Annotated in this window: 17 protein-coding genes; 2 read left to right on the forward strand and 15 right to left on the reverse strand. The window is 70.7% G+C overall.

The genetic code is table 11. The features are described 5' to 3' along the window. Positions 1–57: 57 nt before the first annotated feature. The 5 genes from QNO12_RS15670 to QNO12_RS15690 all read right to left on the reverse strand — a co-directional run bounded on the left by QNO12_RS15670 (position 58) and on the right by QNO12_RS15690 (position 3,742). The gene (locus QNO12_RS15670) at positions 58–957 is read right to left on the reverse strand and encodes a hypothetical protein (RefSeq protein WP_257501223.1); all 900 of its coding nucleotides are present in this window, start codon (positions 955–957) and stop codon (positions 58–60) included. 203 nt (positions 958–1,160) lie between these two features. Further along, positions 1,161–2,294 carry an o-succinylbenzoate synthase gene (menC, locus tag QNO12_RS15675; protein WP_257501222.1) on the reverse strand — a complete coding sequence of 378 codons (1,134 nt, stop codon included), beginning with the start codon at positions 2,292–2,294 and terminating at the stop codon, positions 1,161–1,163. 9 nt (positions 2,295–2,303) lie between these two features. Further along, a complete protein-coding gene (locus QNO12_RS15680; protein WP_257501221.1) occupies positions 2,304–2,444 on the reverse strand; it encodes a hypothetical protein in 141 nt (46 codons plus the stop codon). Between the two features lie 74 nt (positions 2,445–2,518). Next, on the reverse strand, positions 2,519–2,914 hold the full coding sequence (locus tag QNO12_RS15685; protein WP_257501220.1) for a hypothetical protein: 396 nt from the start codon (positions 2,912–2,914) through the stop codon (positions 2,519–2,521). 93 nt (positions 2,915–3,007) lie between these two features. Continuing rightward, positions 3,008–3,742, reverse strand: coding sequence for a GNAT family N-acetyltransferase (locus QNO12_RS15690; protein ID WP_257501219.1), 735 nt, complete (start codon positions 3,740–3,742; stop codon positions 3,008–3,010). Between the two features lie 118 nt (positions 3,743–3,860). Between QNO12_RS15690 and QNO12_RS15695 the strand changes: the two genes are divergently transcribed. Beyond that, positions 3,861–5,264 carry an MFS transporter gene (locus tag QNO12_RS15695; protein WP_257501278.1) on the forward strand — a complete coding sequence of 468 codons (1,404 nt, stop codon included), beginning with the start codon at positions 3,861–3,863 and terminating at the stop codon, positions 5,262–5,264. 20 nt (positions 5,265–5,284) lie between these two features. Then, positions 5,285–6,820: a peptide MFS transporter gene (locus QNO12_RS15700; RefSeq protein ID WP_257501218.1), complete on the forward strand. Its 1,536-nt coding sequence runs from the start codon at positions 5,285–5,287 to the stop codon at positions 6,818–6,820. An 80-nt stretch (positions 6,821–6,900) separates the two neighbouring features. Here the strand turns inward: QNO12_RS15700 and QNO12_RS15705 are convergent, their stop codons facing one another. The 10 genes from QNO12_RS15705 to QNO12_RS15750 form a co-directional block, all read right to left on the reverse strand. Further along, positions 6,901–8,496 carry a GMC oxidoreductase gene (locus QNO12_RS15705; protein ID WP_257501217.1) on the reverse strand — a complete coding sequence of 532 codons (1,596 nt, stop codon included), beginning with the start codon at positions 8,494–8,496 and terminating at the stop codon, positions 6,901–6,903. 29 nt (positions 8,497–8,525) lie between these two features. Beyond that, a complete protein-coding gene (locus tag QNO12_RS15710; protein WP_257501216.1) occupies positions 8,526–10,022 on the reverse strand; it encodes an MFS transporter in 1,497 nt (498 codons plus the stop codon). 136 nt (positions 10,023–10,158) lie between these two features. Then, on the reverse strand, positions 10,159–11,130 hold the full coding sequence (locus QNO12_RS15715) for a fumarylacetoacetate hydrolase family protein (protein WP_257501215.1): 972 nt from the start codon (positions 11,128–11,130) through the stop codon (positions 10,159–10,161). Then, a complete protein-coding gene (locus QNO12_RS15720) occupies positions 11,127–11,612 on the reverse strand; it encodes an amidohydrolase family protein (protein WP_257501214.1) in 486 nt (161 codons plus the stop codon). The genes QNO12_RS15715 and QNO12_RS15720 overlap by 4 nt, the downstream gene beginning before the upstream one ends. Then, positions 11,609–12,745 (reverse strand): FAD-dependent monooxygenase, encoded by a 1,137-nt coding sequence (locus tag QNO12_RS15725; protein ID WP_257501213.1) that lies wholly within the window; start codon positions 12,743–12,745, stop codon positions 11,609–11,611. Before QNO12_RS15725 ends, QNO12_RS15720 begins: the two co-directional genes overlap by 4 nt. 53 nt (positions 12,746–12,798) lie before the next feature. Continuing rightward, positions 12,799–13,788, reverse strand: a complete 990-nt coding sequence (locus tag QNO12_RS15730) for a cyclase family protein (protein ID WP_257501212.1) — start codon at positions 13,786–13,788, stop codon at positions 12,799–12,801. After that, complete coding sequence (locus QNO12_RS15735) at positions 13,788–14,783, reverse strand: fumarylacetoacetate hydrolase family protein (protein ID WP_257501211.1); 996 nt, start codon at positions 14,781–14,783, stop codon at positions 13,788–13,790. Before QNO12_RS15735 ends, QNO12_RS15730 begins: the two co-directional genes overlap by 1 nt. Positions 14,784–14,869: 86 nt before the next feature. Next, positions 14,870–15,889, reverse strand: coding sequence for a VOC family protein (locus QNO12_RS15740; RefSeq protein WP_257501210.1), 1,020 nt, complete (start codon positions 15,887–15,889; stop codon positions 14,870–14,872). Between the two features lie 112 nt (positions 15,890–16,001). Further along, a complete protein-coding gene (locus QNO12_RS15745; RefSeq protein WP_257501209.1) occupies positions 16,002–16,739 on the reverse strand; it encodes a hypothetical protein in 738 nt (245 codons plus the stop codon). Further along, positions 16,736–17,779, reverse strand: a complete 1,044-nt coding sequence (locus QNO12_RS15750) for a Gfo/Idh/MocA family protein (RefSeq protein WP_257501208.1) — start codon at positions 17,777–17,779, stop codon at positions 16,736–16,738. The genes QNO12_RS15745 and QNO12_RS15750 overlap by 4 nt, the downstream gene beginning before the upstream one ends. Between the last annotated feature and the right edge of the window lie 118 nt (positions 17,780–17,897).

Raw genomic sequence — 17,897 nt, forward strand, 5'->3', positions numbered from 1 at the left:
CGCTCATCGTGGCATCCCGGCCGCGCCGCCGCACGTGCGCGCGCGGTGTGCGCGGTCTCAGCCGAATCCGCACCAGTCGGCGACCCAGGTAAGGATGGCACCGCGCATGTCCTCCGACGCGGCCAGTTCGATCTGTCCGTCTGCGCCGTCCAGCTCCACTTCGACCGTGAAGATCGTGCCTCGCTTGTCCTCCTGCACCGCGTGCGGATCGCATCGCAGCGGGAGGAGCGGAACGTGCACCTCGAGCGGTGCGGCATCCGTGGCGGTAACCGCGACGCCGAGCGGGAACGTGTCCGCCGTGCTGCCCGGTCCGGCGGCGAACGTGAGGAGGTTCGTCGTCTGGATGCCGACGATCCTCACCGCGCCCCGTCCCGTGGGCTTCACCTCGAGCACGAGATCCGCGGCTTCGCCGGCGGGCGACGGGGTGAACGACGCGAGGCTCAGGGCCGCGGCATCCGTCACCGCCTCAGCCCGGCACTCACGCTCGTGGAGCGGTCCGAGGAAGTCCAGCGGGTCATCGATCGGCACTTCGGCCCGCACGTCGCCGGCGCCGGCGGAGTAGTCCACCCGCACCGAACCGGCCCCGGAGTCGGAGACGCCGCAGTCCATCGCGGGCAGCTGCACACGGATGTCGACCGTGCCGCCGGCGCGGACGAGCGACTCGCGCTCCAGCACCCGCCCGGCCGGGGTGGCGAACCGCGGGTCGCTCACCGCGACGGCTCCGATGGTCAGGTCGTGGTCAGTGCCGTTGTGCACCTCGACCTGCGCCTGCCGCGCGGCCACGTCGGAGCGCAGCTGCACGAGCTGGACCGTCACTCCGGCGGGCAGACCCGCGGGAGCGGACGCCTCCGGCGTCGCGGTCGCGGAGCAGCCCGCGAGCAGGATGAGCGCCGCGGCGGATGCTGCGGCGAGGCCGCGTGCCCGTGCGCCGACCCCGCGCGCAAGGTGTCCCCGCATCCTCCTCGCCCCCTCCCGCGTGCGGACGGCGCGCTCGTCGGCCGCCCCCGGTGTTCACTTGCCCTAGATGTACACCGAATCGCGCTTCTGGTGTACATCCAGGGCAAGTGAACAGAAAGGGGAGAGGGCGCGGGGGGGCGAGCGCGCGACGGGAGAGGGGGCGCGGGGGGGGGAGAGGGCGCGGGGCGGGGGCCGGGGCGCGGCTACCGGCGGATGACCTCGCGCTGCACGGTGAAGTCCTCCAGGGCGACCGGGTCGATCTCCACGCCGAGACCTGCGCCGGTCGGCACGCGGACGTGCCCGTCCTCGAGCACGGCGGGCTCGGTCACGATGTCGCGGGCGTAGAAGCGGTTCGAGGCCGACACGTCGCCGGGCAGAGTGAACCCCGGCAGCGCCGCGAGCGCCGCGTTCGCGGCGCGCCCGATGCCGGTCTCGAGCATGCCGCCGCACCACACCGGGATCCCGGCATCCACGCACAGGTCGTGGATGCGAAGCGCCTCCAGATACCCGCCCACGCGGCCGGCCTTGATGTTGATCACGGATGCCGAGCCCAGGGCGATCGCGTCGACGGCGGCCTTCTCGGACACGATGGACTCGTCCAGGCACACCGGGGTGCGCAGGTGCCGGGACAGCGTGGCATGGTCCACGAGGTCGTCCTCCTGCAGCGGCTGCTCGATGAGCAGCAGGTCGAAGCGGTCCAGTTCGGCCAGCGTGTCCACGTCGGCGAGCGTGTAGGCGGAGTTCGCATCGACCTGGAGCGGGATCGGGCCGAACGCGTCCCGCACCGCTGCGGTCTCGGCGACATCGCGCCCCGGCTTGATCTTGATCTTGATGCGCACGTAGCCCTCGTCCAGATACCCGCGGACGACCTCCACCAGGGCGGCGGGGTCCCGCTGGATCCCCACCGACACCCCGGAGGGAACCCGGTCCCGCACGGCGCCGAGGTATTCGCCGAACGCCCGCCCCTCGCTGCGCAGCGCGGCGTCGAGCACAGCGAGCTCGATGCCGGCCTTGGCCATCCGGTGACCGACGAACGGTCGCAGCACGACGGGGACTTCCTCCGGTGCGAGCGTGTGCCGGTCCAGCAGCGCGGGGATCAACCAGCGGAGCGAGGCATCCCACGCACCCTGCGTGTACTCGCTGGAGTACAGCGGCGCGGCTCCGGTGACGATCTCGCCCCACCCGTCGCCGTCTGCCGTGAGCGCGCGCACCAGGATGACCTCGCGCACGGTCTCGGTGCCGAAAGACGTCGTGAACGGGGAGACGAGCGGGATCTGCAGGACGCGCAGTTCGAAGCCCTCGAGACAGACGGACGGCGCGGGTCGAGCGAGCGGCATGCGCCCAGGCTAGTCCGCCGTCAGCGCGCGGAGGCGTCCGTCGACCGGCACGAACGTGGACCGCGCGCGGCGGGGACGCTTTCCGCGTCGCACCCGATCCCCCCGGGTGCCCTGGATCGCCCGCGCGATGGTGTGAACGAGCGTGCGCATAGCCGCCTCCTCTGCGTCGCGAACGCGACCTCTGCAGCGAGGAGTCCGGGCCGGGCGCCCAGATACATGCGGCCTCAGTCGAACGGAGAACCCTGCACGTCGTCCGGGCGCCGCGGGCGAAGCGCCGCAGGCGACGGCCACGGCAGCGCATACCGGTCCACCGGGACGTCGATCGCTCCGAAGTCGTCGGTCTGCACGACCACCCGGCCGGCCTCTCCCGCGGCGCCGGGGGTGACCTCGACCAGCTTGACCCGGAGCGGACCGGCCGCTTCGCGCTCCAGCATCCACACCTCGGCGAGCCACGACAGCCCGCGGGTTTCCAGCGTCGCCTCCGCCTCGAGCCAGTCCACAGGGCCGGATGCCGCGTGCCCGAGCAGATCGACGGCGACCCAGTACTCGCCCTCCGGGCGGATCCAGCCCACCAGCTCGCCGTCGTCGCGGCGGTGCGGTGTCCAGTCGGGCGGGATCATGCCGTTCACGATACCGACCGAGGTGGGCACGCGGCCCGAGCACCAGCCACGCGGCCGAGCGGCACCGCACGCGGCCCGAGCGGCACCGCACGCTCACGGACGCACGAACAGGTACCCGCGCTCGTCGTCGAAGCCGCCGACCACCAACCCCGCGGCGAGGCGGCTGAGGAAGCCTTCCCGCACCCGGACGCGCCAGGCCGCGGCATCCGTCGCCGATTCGCGTCGAAGGGTCTCGATGTCGCGCGGCACCGCCACCGTTGCGACGACGTGCTCGTCGGGCGGGGTCGGCACCGGCGGGGCCGCGAGGGCCCACGACACCAGGAGCCGGTCGGTCTCGTCGCCCCGGTTGACTTCGTCGTCCATGGGTCCGTAGTGATCGACCAGATACTCGCTCACGCGTGCGCCGAGGACCCGCAGGTTGAAGTGCGCGTTGCGCGCCACGAGCGGATCGAATGTCCAGGTGATGTGCCCGACGCCGCGGTCCAGCGCCCACTGGCGCTGATGCTGCTTCAGCACGCGCCCCAGTCCGCGGCTCTGCAGCCCGGGCAGCACCCCGGTGATGTGCGAGTGCATCGAACGCGCCGCCGGCGCCGCGAAGAACGCGATCGACGCCCCCACCATCCGCTCGCCGTCGTAGAGGCCGACGACGTAGTTGCCGGAGTGCTCCAGCGCGCGGACCAGGTTCCCCGGCATCGCGTCGCGCTCCCCCGCCCACACCCGCCGGAGGACCACCGCGGCCTCCTGGATCTGCGCGATCGTCTCCAGCGGACGGATCCCGATTGCGTCCTGAGAAGACTCGGATGCCGCATCCCGATCGTCGTGTGCCATGCGCTCAGTCTGCCGCGCGCGATGCGTCCGCAGCAGCCCGGCGGTCCGGGACCCCTCTTTGCGCCGATAGCCTGAAGCGATGAGATCGGATGAGGACGAACGCCGGCGCCTCACCCGAATGCCCCGGCAGGGGGCGATCGTCGCGGTCCTCGCCGTCGCCGGTCTGTGCTCCTCGTTCATGTTCACGCTGGTCGTGCCGATCCAGGCGCGACTGCCCGAGCTGCTGAACGCGAGCCGCGAGGACACCGCGTGGGTGGTCACCTCGACGCTGCTCGCCGCGGCCGTGATCACCCCGATCGCGGGGCGACTCGGCGACATGTACGGCAAGCGGCGGATCGTTCTGGTGCTGATGGCCGTGATGATCACGGGCTCGGTCATCGCCGCCCTGTCGACGGGAATAGTCGGCGTCATCATCGGTCGCGCGCTGCAGGGCGCCGTGACCGGCGTCATCCCGCTGGGCATCGCGATCCTCCGCGACGTGCTCCACGAGAAGCGCGTCGACTCCGCGATCGCGCTGATCAGCGCCACCCTCGGTGTGGGCGGAGCGCTCGGGCTCCCGATCAGCGCGCTGATCACGGAGCGCAGCGACTGGCATCTGCTGTTCTGGTTCGCGGCCGGTCTCGGCGTCATCGTCTTCGTGCTGGTCCTGTGGATCGTGCCGGTGAGCGTGCTGCGCACCGCCGGCCGCTTCGACTACATCGGCGCCGCCGGGCTCGCCGTCGGGCTCATCGGCATCCTGCTGGCCATTTCGCGCGGGAACGAGTGGGGCTGGGGCTCCCCCGCCGTGCTCGCCACCGGCCTGGGCGGCCTGGTCGTCCTGCTGGCCTGGGGATGGTTCGAGCTGCGCATCCCGGAGCCGCTCCTGGACCTGCGGGTCGCGGCACGACCGGCAGTGCTGCTGACGAACATCGCCTCGGTGGCGATGGGATTCTCGCTGTTCGCCTCCAACGTGATCTACCCGCAGATCCTCGAGCTGCCGGTGGCCACCGGCGCGGGCTTCGGATTGTCGCTTCTGGCCGCGAGCTTCATCATCATGCCCTCCGGGATCGTGATGATGGTGCTCTCCCCGGTCGCAGGGCGCCTGGCGCGCCGCACCGGGCCGAAGCTGCTGCTGGTGATCGGCGCGATCGCACTGGTCGTGGCGTACGGGTTCACCCTGCTGTTCTCGTCCGAGGTGTGGCACATCCTCATCGCGAACCTCCTGATCGGGGTGGGCATCGGCTTCGGCTTCGCATCGATGCCGATGCTGATCATGCGGTCGGTCCCGCAGAGCGAGACGGGCGCTTCCAATGGCCTGAACGCGCTGTTCCGGTCGCTGGGAACCAGTTCCGCGGCCGCGGTGGTCGGTGCGGTGCTGGCCGGCTACTCCGTGGAGTTCGAGGGGATGCCGACGCCGACGCCGACGGCCTTCTCCCTGTCGTTCATCCTCGGCGGTGCGGCCGCGGTCATCGCGCTCGTCGTCGCGCTGTTCATTCCCGCCAAGCGCGCACCGCAGGAGCGGCACCCCTCCCTTCGCGACTGACGGAGGATTAGCCTGGCGCCATGAGCACTGACGATGGCGTCGAGCGGGGCCCCACCGTCCCCCCGGATGACGGGTCACGCCCGGCGGCGGAAGTGCGCACGCCGGTGGAGGACGGCGCCGACCACGACAGCCGGTTCTTCGGGCAGCCGTGGGCGCTGGCGCACGTGTTCGGCGTCGAGATGTGGGAGCGGTTCAGCTTCTACGGCATGCAGGGCATCCTGCTCATCTACATGTACTACTCCGTCGCCGAGGGCGGCCTGGGGGTCCCGGAGGTCATCGCCACGGGCATCGTCGGGGCCTACGGCGGGGCGGTGTACCTCTCCACGATTCTGGGCGCATGGCTGGCCGACCGCCTGTTCGGGTCGGAGCGCGTGCTGTTCGTCAGCGCGATCGTGATCATGTGCGGGCACATCGCGCTCGCACTGCTGCCGGGATACGTGGGTCTGGGCATCGGCCTGGTGCTGGTCGCGGTCGGCTCGGGCGGCCTGAAGGCCAATGCGACCTCGGTGGTCGGAACCCTCTACTCCGAGGATGACCCGCGACGGGATGCCGGCTTCTCCCTGTTCTATCTCGGCATCAACCTGGGCGCATTCTTCGGTCCGCTGCTGACCGGTCTGCTGCAGACCACCTGGGGCTTCCACTGGGGCTTCGGGCTGGCGGCGGCGGGCATGGCGTTGGGGCTGCTGCAGTATTCGTTCGGCCGCAAGCAGCTGCCCGCGGCATCCCGCGCCGTGCCCAACCCGCTGCCGCGCGCACGCTACGGCGCGGTGATCGGCATCGCCGTCGCGGGGGCCGTCGTCCTGGTCGCTCTGGTGCTGCTGGGGGTGATCCGCGCCGACAACCTCGCCGGGGTGGTGATCATCGCCACGGTCATCGCCACCATCGCCTACTTCGCGGTGATCCTCTCCAGCCGCCGGATCAGCGCCATTGAGCGGTCACGCGTGTTCGGTTTCATCCCGCTGTTCATCGTCAGCGTCGGGTTCTGGTCGCTGTACCAGCAGCAGTTCACCGTGCTGACCGTGTACTCGGACAAGCGCCTCGACCGCTCGATCTTCGGGTGGGAGATGCCGGTGTCGTGGGTCCAGTCGATCAACCCGATCTTCATCATCGTGCTTTCCGGCGTCTTCGCCGCGGTGTGGACCAAGCTCGGCACCCGCCAGCCCTCGACGCCGATCAAGTTCGGCCTCGGCGCGATCATCATGGGCGCCGCGTTCCTGCTGTTCCTGCCGTGGGCGAACGGGGCGCCCAACAGCACGCCGCTGCTGGCGATCGTCGGCATCCTGCTGGTCTTCACGATCGCCGAGCTGCTCATCTCACCGGTGGGGCTGTCGGTGACCACGAAGCTGGCCCCGAAGGTCTTCCACACGCAGATGATCGCGCTGTTCTTCCTGTCCATCGCGCTCGGCACGGCCCTGGCCGGGTGGCTCGCGCAGTTCTACGATCCCGAGAACGAGGTGCCGTACTTCACGTCGCTCGGCTTCGTGGCGATCGGGCTGGGCGCCGCGCTCCTGTTCGCGGTGAAGCCGGTGCTGGCGCTGATGAAGGGCGTCCGCTGACCGGCGTCCCCGCTGACCCCGTCCCGCGAGAGCGGACGGGCACCGCGAGACAGCGGAGTTCTGTCCCGGGCTGGTGGCGGCTATCCGGTCTGGCGGGTGTGATCCGATGCGGCCAGCTGTTCCGCGGCTTTGCGAGCGCCGCGCACCGCGACCGCGACGCTCATCAGCGTGGGGTTCATCGCGTTCGCGGTCGGGATCACGCCGTTGCCCCCCACGATCAGGCCGTCGACGCCCCACACCCGCGACCACGGGTCCGCGACCGACGTGCCGTCGTCGGCCTCCCCTATCCGCATGGTGCCCATGTAGTGCAGGCTCGACCCGTTCGGCAGGAGCCGGGGCTCCGCGATGAACGTGCCCAGCGCGTTGCCCGCGCGGCGCAGCCGCTCGGTGGCCGCCGCGATCTCGGCGTTCTCGGCATCCGTCAGCTCGTACTCGATCGTCATGTTCGGAAACCCGCGGTAGTCCAGCTCCTCGTCCGAGAACGTCACGCCGTCCTGGAACCGCGGGCGTTTGCGCATGCCGTAGCCCATATTCACGTAGCCCCAGCGGTTGCCCGCGGCCGGGTGCGACGGGTCGAGCGGGAACGGCGGGTTCTCGGCGTACATGACCTGCAGCGAGAAGGGATGGTTCGGCTCCGAGAACGGGATGCGGTTGACCGCCGCGACCGGGTCGGCCGGGTTCACCGAGCGTCGGGCGATCTCGGCGTCCACATCGGCCTCGGACGCGAACCGTCCGATCTTGTCCGGATCGAGAGCGACGGTGGAGATCACGACGGGGTGCTCGGTGAGATAGCGCCCGAGCGCCGGCGGCCTGATGCCGGACGCCCACAGCAGCTGCGGTGAGCGGAACGCGTCGGCGGCGACGACGACGAGATCCGCCGGCACGACACGCGTCTCGCGGGTGCGGAGGTCCTCGACCGTGACGCCGACCGCCCGACCGTCCTGCACCTCGACACGGCGCACCAGCGTGAGATCGCGCAGCTCGAACCGGGCGCTCAACGGCGACTCCGGGTCGATGAGGGGCCCGAGCACCATGTCCGCCCCGGCCCAGCGCATGGTGCCGTCCGGCTGCGGGTCGCCGGCGACGGGCAGGGTGCTCGGCCCGTAGCCGTCGGGCAGTTCACCGGCGTACTCCTCCTCGAGCAGCGACCGGATGCCTTCACCGACCGCCGAGTCCGCGAACGCCGCGCTCTGGACGTGCAGCAGGTCCTTGGCGACCTCGAGCAGGTCGTGCCATTCGTCATCGGCGATGAACGGGATCTTCTCGCTGAAGGCGGGCGCCGGTGTCGCGCAGGTCCAGTGCGCCCCCTGTCCGCCGACGTTGGTCGCGGCCGCCACGGCCGGAAAGGTCGGCGCGTGCGCGGAGCCGTCCCCGCCGAAGTCGAGGAGGTGCGTGCCCTGTCGCGCCGTGAACATGCCCTCCACCACAGCACCGGCCGGGATGCCCAGCGACTCCCGCAGCTCCCCCGCCTGTGGGCCCTGCGACATCTCGCGCGCACGTTCCTTCTCGGCGGGGTCGGCGATGTTGCGCACACTCTCACCCGGGATCGCGGTCAGCTGCGGACCCGCCTCGAACATCACCACGTGCGCGTCCGGCAGCTGCTCCAGGAGCATCCGCGCGTACGCGGAGCCGATCGGTCCGCTGCCGACGACGGCGATGGTGGCGTGGTGCGACATGGTGTCTCCTTCGGGACGAGTTCGGGTGCTCAGGCGATCGCGGACTCGGCCGCAGCCGTCGACGGCGCGTCGCGCTCGTCGGACAGGCGCCCCGGCGGAAGCAGGAGGGACGCGACGATACCGACCACGTAGGCAAGTGCGAGGCCGATGAAGATCGGCGCGAGCACCCCGGAATACAGTTCGGCCACCTGGGTCTGAACGGCCGGGGATGCGGCTGCCACGGCCTGCGGAGTGAGGGTCGCGGCATCCAGCGACGCCGGCAGTCCCGCGGTCACCCCCACCCCGATCAGGCCCCCGACGATCGCGGTGGCCGTGGTGGAGCCGACCTGCCGGACGAGGCTGACGGTGGCCGTCACACTGCCCGTGTCCGAACGCGACGCGGCGCTCTGCGCCACCGCCACGATGATGTTCATGAACGACCCCGTGCCGATGCCGACCAGCCCCATCGCCAGCATCGGCACCCACAGCGGCATCCCGGCCGGCAGGAATGCCATGACGAGCAGGCCGATCGCGGCCGCGGAGGTGCCGAAGATGGGGAAGGCCCGGTACCGGCCCGTGCGGCTCGCGAGCGATCCGGTGACGAGCGTGCTGACCAGCATCCCGAACACGGTCGCGATGGGCACCAGCCCGGACACGGTGGCCGACGTACCGTACGCCATCTGAATGAAGGTCGGCACGTAGGAGACGACGGAGAAGAGGCCGACGCCGATCACGGTGGACAGGACGATGCAGAACAGGATCGTGCGATTGGCGAAGTGCCGCAGCGGCACCACCGGCTCCGACACCCGCAGCTCGATCGCGATGAAGGCGGCAAGACCGACGATCGCCACCAGCGCGGCCACGAGCACCGGGACGCCGCTGTCGCCGCCCGCGCTGGCCCAACCGGCTCCGAGCACGAACGCGGTGACCGTGATGCCGAGCACCACCGCTCCCGCGATGTCGAACCGCCGGGCGGACCTCCCGGCGATGTGCGGCACCGCGACGACCGCGAGCGCCAGCGCCAGCATGCCGATCGGGATGTTCATCCAGAAGATCCAGCGCCAGCCCCACGCGTCGGTGATCAGACCGCCGGCAAGCGGTCCGACCAGGATCGCGATGGGGAAGGCCGCCCCGATCAGGGAGAGGATGCGGGGACGTTCCCGCGGGGTGGTGACCTCGCCCACGATCGTCTGCGGCATGAGGTGGAGTCCGGCGGACCCGATGCCCTGCGCGACGCGGGCGGTGGCCAGCTGCGTGATGTCCTGAGCGAGGCCGCAGAAGAGCGAGGCGATGATGAACAGCGCCAGGCTCGCCAGGAAGACCAGGCGTGCGCCGACCAGGTCGGCCAGCTTGCCGAGCACCGGCAGAAGCACCGTGCTGGCCAGCGTGTACGAGACGATGACCCAGCTCATGTGCTCGACGGCGCCCAGCTCGCCGGCGATCGTCGCCAGCGAGGTCGCGACGACGGTGTGGTCGAGGGCGCCGAGGAACGACACGGTCAGCAGTGCGACGATGAGGAGGCGGAGCCTCCAGGGAGAAAGCGGCATACGCGATTCACCCGAACGATCGGGCCGTCGACGCGACGGTGTGTGCCCCCCGCGCGACGTCACGCGAGGGAACGGATCCGGGGGATCCCGACGTCATGTCAATCCTAAACGCGCTTTAGCGCAAAAGCAACATAAGTCAGCGGGATCGCATCCGCGACCGCGGTCGGGCCGGCGACACCGCGGGAACGCGGACGGGCGAACCTACGGACCCGATCAGCTCACCGATCCCCTCGACCACCATGCGCACCTCATCGCCTTCGCGCAGCGGCGGCGGGATCAGCGCGCCGGCACGCCCCCACAGCTCGCCGAGGCACCCGCCGTTGCCGACGGTCCCCGACCCGAGCACATCTCCCGCGACGACCTTCGAGTTGCGCGCGGCATAGGCCACCAGTTCGGGGAACGGCCAGCCCATGTTCGAGACCAGATCCGCGCCGATCAGTGCGTCGTTCACGTACACCTCGGCGCGCACCGCGAGGAACCCGTCCTCGTCGAGGAAGGGGGCCAGCTCATCGGCGCTGACGATCCATGGACCGAGCGAGGTGCCGAAGTCCTTGCCTTTCGCGGGCCCGAGGCGCACCTTCATCTCGCGGGCCTGCAGGTCCCGCGCGGACCAGTCGTTCATGATCGTGTAGCCGAAGATGTGGGATGCCGCGGCATCCGGTGTCAGGTTCGACCCGTCCGATCCGGGCACGCCGCCGACGACGACGGCGAGCTCCAGCTCGAAGTCCAGTCGCTCGGTGACCGGCGGGCGCACCGCCTCGCCGGGCCCCAGGACGGTGTGCGGATTCGTGAAGTAGAACGTGGGGGCGTCGTACCATTCCTCGGCGACGTGGCTTGTTCCCTCGACTCCCGCGCTCACCCCCTCGACGTGCTCCTCGAACGCGACGAAGTCGCGGATGGCCGCCGGCACCAGCGGCGCGAGCAGCCGGACGTCGTCGAGGCGCTGACCGGCCGAGTGGTCCGCGCGCAGGACCAGCGCCTGCGCGGCGAGGACTCCCCGAGTCAGAACGTCGGCGACGGTCAGCCCGTGCGGGAACGGCACCACCCGCTCATCGATCACGAATCCCTCGCCGATCGCACCGTCCGCGACCCAGCGCGCGACCCTCATGCGTGCACCAGCGCTTTCAGGAGCGTCTGGGCGTTGCCGCCCAGGATGCGTGCGGCCAGTTCTGCCGGCAGCCCGGCGCCCCGCACGAACGTGACCGGGTCATCCAGTCCCATATCGAACGGGTAGTCGCTGCCGAGCAGGACCTGGGATCCGCCGGCCACCTCGACCAGCGTGCGCAGGTCGTGCGGGTCGTGCACGACGGTGTCGAACCAGATCCTGCGCAGGTAGCTGGCCCACTGCCGCTGGACACCCTGCGCGTCCATGTCGGCCAGCCGCACCCGCACATCCGTGAGCTTCGGGATCCGCGCGCCCACCATCGGCCCGGAGACGGCGAGGCTCTCGGCACCGTTGCGCAGCAGCTCCAGCTCCGCCGCCGCGCGCACTCCGTCGGCGGCGCGCCGCTGCACCTCCTCGTGGAGGGCGGGCAGCAGCACGTGAGCGTGCACATCGGTGACGGCGACGGAGTCGATCGCCTCCGTCATACCGGCTCCGCCATCTTCTGAGCGATCCCGAAGATCAGTCCGCCGGCGTCCGCGTCCCGGTTGCCGTCGATCTGCCACTGGCCGAGCTGTACGGATGCCTCCACCACCGCCTTCGCACGCGGGAGGCGTCGGGCATGGAACTGGTCCCAGAGCTCCTGGTCGACGGCATCCCGCTGGGTGAGCAGCTCGGCCAGGACGAACGCATCCTCCAGCCCCTGTGCGGCACCCTGCGCGATGGTCGGGGGGCAGCTGTGCGCGGCATCCCCGATCACCACGACGCGACCACGGTTCCACGAAGCGTCCAGGATGTGCTGCGTGAACCAGGTGTAGTTCGCGTGCGCGCCGTCTGCGAGGTCCGCGCGGATCGAGTTCCACGGTCCGTCATAGGCGCGGGATTCCTCGAGCATGATGCGGGTGGCATCCTCGTCGGAGGTGCCGAACCGGTCCTGCGCCTTCTCCACCAGGAACGCATACATGCTGTCCTGACCCGTCGGCGTGTACCCGGCGATGTAGACCGGACCGCCGTAGTACAGCTCGCTGCGCTCCACCTCGGCCGGGCGGGAGACGAACGTGCGCCAGATCCCCATGCCGGTGGGCTGCGGTTTCGTGTCGATGCCCATCAGGTCCCGCACGGTGGAGTGCAGGCCGTCGGCGCCGATCAGCAGGTCGTAGTGACCCGCCGACTCGTCGTCGACGAACACCTCGACCGCGCCGTCCGCCCGATCGTCGACGCCGGTGATCCTCCGGCCGAAGTGCACCCCCGCGCCGGCCCGCTGCGCGTGCTCGAGCAGGATCCGAGCGAGGTCGGCGCGCGGCATCCCCATCGCCGACGGGTAATCCGGCCCGCCCGTCTTCACGTCGGGCAGGGCTGCAACGATGGGTGCTCCGGGGCCGGGGGCGCGCAGGTTCAGACCCTCGAACGCGTAGCCCGCCGCACGGATGTCCTCCCATACGCCGATCGCGTCGAATACGCGCAGGGCGTTGCCCTGCAGCGAGATGCCGGACCCCAGCGCGCTCAGCTCGGGCTTGGCTTCGAACACGTCGACGGCGATGCCGGCCTTCGCGAGCTGGATGGCTGCGGCCAGCCCCGCGACGCCGCCTCCGGCGATGGCGGCCTTCTTCACTGCGGTCATGTCGGGAACCTCTCTGTTCTCGTACGGTGCTGATCTTCGGGTGAGGTCGCGACCTACAGGATCGCGACGGGGTTGATGGGTGATCCGACCGCGCCGGTGATCGGCAGGGGCGGCGCGGAGAGGAGGAAGTCGTACCGCCCCGAGGCGGCACACGCCTCGGCGAGCGCCTCGAGGTCCCACATCTCGCCGATGGTCAAGCCGATGTTCGGGATCACCACCTGGTGAAGGGGCTGGAACGCGGGCACGTCGAACTCGTTGGGACGCACCTCGAAACCCCATGTGTCGGTGGCGATCGCCGCGATCTCGGTGCGGTGCAGCCACCCGGCGGTCGTGAGCGAGAGCCCGGGCGCGGGCCCGCCGGCGTAGTCGCCCCAGCCGTCGCGGCGTGCGCGGGCGAGCTGACCGGTGCGGACCAGGACGATGTCGCCGCGGCCGATCGTCACGCCCTCGGCCCGCGCGGTCGCGTCGAGGTCCGCCGTGGTGATCGCGTAGCCGTCGGGCAGTTCGCCGGTCTCGGGCTGCAGGTGGCGGCCGACGTCGAGCAGCACTCCGCGCGAGACGATGACGGATGCCGCGTGCTCGATGCCCGTGACGAGGTCCCCCTCGCTGGTGACCACGTCGCCGGCCCGGCGACCGTTCCAGGCCATGCCGTGATCGAAGATGTGGCCGAGGCCGTCCCACTGCGTGGAGCACTGCAGGGGCATGGAGATGACGTCGTCCGCTCCGCCGATGCCGTGCGGGAAACCCTGGTTGCCGCGTTCGGCGTCGACGCCGGTGTCGGTCATCGTGTGCACCGGATTGGTCCGGCGGCGCCACCCCTTCTGCGGCCCGTTCGTGTCGAAGGACTGCGACAGCGAGACGACCGCACCCTCACGCACGAGCGCGGCCGCCTCGATCCGCTTGGCGGAGTCGATCAGATTGAGGGTGCCGAGCACGTCGTCTGGTCCCCATCTCCCCCAGTTGCGGTACGCCTCGGCGCGCGCGGCGATCTCGGCCTCGGGATTCGTGCGGTCGAGGTCGGCAGGGTCGTCGGACGGCGTCATCACAGGCTCGTTTCCCGGGTGGACACGCCGGCGCCCGATCGAGGGGCGACGCACCGCACGGCCTGCGTGCCGAGGCCCTCGATGCTGCCGGTCATGACGTCGCCGTCGCGCAGGAACCGCCTCCAGTGCTGACCGTTGCCGGCCGGACTGCCGGTCAGCAGGATGTCGCCGGGCAGCAGCGGCATCGTCTGCGACGCTCCCGAGATGAGGGCGGGGATGTCGAAGAGCAGGTCGCTGGTGGAGCCGTCCTGCATGACCTGCCCGTTCAGCTCGAGGCGCAGGTTCACCTCGCCGGCGCGCACGAACGGCGCGGGCACCAGGAACGGTCCGGTCGGAAGGAACCCCGGGGCGTTCTTGGACCGGTACCAGTCCGTGCCGATCTCCTTCATGTCCTTGCGGAAGACGAGGTCGCGCGTGGTGATGTCGTTGACGATCGTGTAGCCGGCGACGTGATCCAGCGCCTCCTCCCGCGAGACCCGGAACGCCTCGCGACCGATCACCACTGCCAGCTCGAGCTCCCAATCGTGCTGATCGCTGTACGCCGGAAGCACCAGCGGCACGTCGTCCCCGACGACGCAGGCCTGCAGGCCGATGAAGAAGTACGGCTCGCCCCCGGCGGCCCGCTCGTCCATCATGGTGGCGGCGAACTCGCGCGCCTGCTCCGGCGTACGATCGCTGTTCTGGGTGAGGCCCGCGGCCACCAGTTCGATCACGTGCTGGCGGTAGTTCGCACCCGCCTGGAGCACCTGGCGCGGCTCGACCGGAGCGGTCAGGACCACCTCGGCCACCGGCATCCAGGATCCGTCCGATGATGCCAGCGCACTCAGGCGGTCCCAGTCCGGCTCGGCGAGGAACGCGTTGAGGTCGGCGGCGCCGAGCTCAACGGCGGTGAGGCGACGGATGCGGTCACCGGCGACCAGACCGAGGGCGACACCGTCGGCGTCTCGGAAGCGGCCGAGCGCGAACGGGGCGTGGAGTCGGTCGGTCGTCGTCATCGTGTGGTTCCGTTCATCGCTCATCGTCGTGCGAGTGGTGGCTCGTGGGCGGCCCGGCATTCACGGCGCGCCGCCCACGAAGTCTGTCAGCCCTGACCGTGCTTGGCGTAGGGGTTGAACAGCGCCGCCTTGATCTCGTCCGGCACCCCCTCCTCCGTCGCACTCGGGCCGTCCGCGGCAGGGAAGGACTCTGTCATGGACATCGGCATGGCCCCGTTGCGGTAGAAGTTGTTCGATCCCTGGGACGGGCGCCAGGTGTTCGGTTCCCAGTCCGGCACGTAGTTGCGGTAGCCGCCGGTGTTCAGCTCGATGCGCAAGCCGGAGGGTTCCCGGTAGTAGAGGAAGTTCTGCTCGCCGATGCCGTGGATGGACGGGCCGTACTCGATGGGATAGCCGTTCTCCATCAGGACGTCTGCGGCGATGAGAAGCTCTTCGCGGGTGTCGACCCAGAACGCGTAGTGGTTGATGCGCCCGGCGCGGGTCGATCCGTCCCGCACGACACCGAGGTCGTGGGACTTCTCGTTGGTGGTCAGCACCGAGAACACCGAGACGGGGGCCTCATCCAGGACCGTCCTGGCCATCACGCGGAAGCCCAGCACCTCGCTGTACCAGGCCGCGAACGCGTCGACATCGCTGGTCGCGATCGTGACGTGGTCCAGCTGGCGCGGGGCTCCTGCGACCTTGCTGCGCCGGGTGGGGCGGTCGGGATAGATCGAGGCGTTCGACCCGTCGGTGACGTGGACGCGCTCCACGTCCCAGTGCAGCGTGAGGGTGTGGCCCCACGGGCCGGTGAAGCGGTAGGCGCGGCCGATTGCCGGTCCCTCGAACCACTCGCCCTCGATGCCTGCCGCCTGAACACGCTTGGCCGCCTCCTCCAACGCCTCGGGGCTGGTCGTGCGCCATGCCGCCGTCACCAGCGACGGCCCGTCGCCCGGTGCGACCACGACGGAGTACTTGTAATAGTCCCCCCAGCAGCGCAGATACACCTTGCCGTCGATCCGGTCGACCTCGGTGAGCCCGACCTGGTTGACGTAGAAGTCGACGGAGACCTCGACATCGGCCGCCGTGATCTCGACATAGGAGAGGTGGGAGAGCAGCTTGATCATCTTCGATCCCTTCGGAGTAAACGCGTGCGGGTGGTTCCGGAACCACTTTCGCCTCCGCCGGGCATATCAGGGAATCCCATATCGCCTATGACCAGAATCACCGACATCTATGTCAGCGCGCTGCGATCCGGTCGGCCAGAGCGGTGTCCGCCACGAGTTCGTCGAGGTCGGCCGGCCGCCGGTGGTGATCCAGCGCGTCCAGCGCGCGCCGCACGGCGAGGCGCTCGGACGATTCGAATCGCGCGGGGGCGATCAGCCGCCCCGCATCGGTGATCCTGGCCACCGTTGTCCGCCCGTCCACCACCTGCACCTCGGTGGCCGCTTCCGCCAGGGCGTGCGCGCGGATCCACCTCCTCGCGCCGGCGGAGCCCACAACCGTGAGCGATGCGGTGATCCCGGCACTGGTCTCCAGCAGCGCCAACGCGCCGTCGGCCGCGGCGAGCCGGAGGGGCGCCCCGCTCAGCACCCGCAGCCATCCCATCGCGTCCCGCAGCAGGCAGCGCAGCTGCGCCGCCGGCGCGGCCCCGTCGGCGACGACCGTGCGGGGCGGGTCGGATCCGGCATCTCGGGCGTCGCCTGCTGCATCGGCCCGCAGCAGGGGGCGCTCGACCACCACGGGGATGCCGGCGCTCACGAGCAGATGGATGTCCGCCGCCGGAGCGAACGCGGGGTCGGCGACCACCAGAGCGCGCGCCCCCGCAGCGGTCGCCGCGAGTCCGGCCTCGACCCACCCCGGGTCCCCGGGCAGCACCACCACCGCCCCGTCCGCGCGGTCGACCAGTCGTGTCCGCCGTGGGAGTTCGGCCAGCGCCACCCGATACGCCCCTGCGGGCGCGAGGACGCCGATCATGGTCCACCTCCGGAGCGGATGCGCGCGGCCGCCGCCTCGGCCAGCGTCAGTGCATAGCGAGAGTCATCGAGCAGCTCGTCGTACTCGACGACGCTCGTGCCGTTCAGCAGGTCGGCGAGCGCGCCCCACTCGGCCACGTACCCGTCGGGGCCGGCGGGCGGATAGGTCGTCACCCTGCCGGACGGCGCCGTCACCCGCACCGTCGCGCTGCCGGCGTGGACGAAGGCGGGCGGGAACGACACCTCCACCAGGTCGGTATCGGTGGTGATGTCCAGGCGCCACACCGCGTCAGCGCCCGACGGCAGCATGACCGTCGTGAGTCGCACGGGGATGCCCGACGCACGGTAGCCGACGGCGTAGCCGATCGGAGCGATCGCGCGCGCGAAGACGACCCTCTCGAACACGGGGGCGAGATCGCGCAGTATCGGTAGATCGTGCACCGCCAGGCCCGTGATCAGCGCGCGCACGACGGATGCCGCGACGCCGGCCTCAGACAGGTCGGGGGCGCCACGGGCCGGGACCGAGGCCGGCGCCGAGGCGTTCGTGACCACGTCGTGGTAGCGGCCGTTGGGCGGCAGCGCCAGGGTCACGGAGACGGCTCGAACCGGGCGACCACCGGCGAGGAGATGGTGCTTCGCCCGGCCCCACGCCGGGTCGTACAGGTGGTTGGTGCCGATCAGCAGAGCCGTTCCCGCCTCGCGGCACGCGGCGATCACCGTCGCGGCATCGTCCGGGGTCGTCGCGAGGGGCTTCTCGCACAGCACGGCGGGCTTTCCGGCCGCCACACTCGCCAGGATCTGCACCGCGTGCTCGGCGGGCGGACTGCACAGCACCACGACCGACACCCGGGGATCGGCCAGCAGCTCCGCGGTCCCCGCAGACCAGCGAGCGCCGATCGGAGACGCGAGCTGCTCGGCGCGACCGCTGCCGGCATCCGAGATGTGCACGACGGAGAAGTCCTCGGGCATGCGGGCGATCGTGGGCAGGTGCAGCGCGGCCGCGCCGGGGCCGGCTCCGACGATCCCGACACCGTGCGACATGGTGGTCCCTTCGTGACAACGCGAGCCCCCTGCGGTCCCTCACGCTTTTGCATGAAGTGTACATAAGCCGTTCGGAACCTGACTATAGGGCTTGCAATATGGTCTGAAGACCAACGAT

The organism is Microbacterium sp. zg-B185 (assembly GCF_030246885.1).
Classification (GTDB): Bacteria; Actinomycetota; Actinomycetes; order Actinomycetales; family Microbacteriaceae; genus Microbacterium.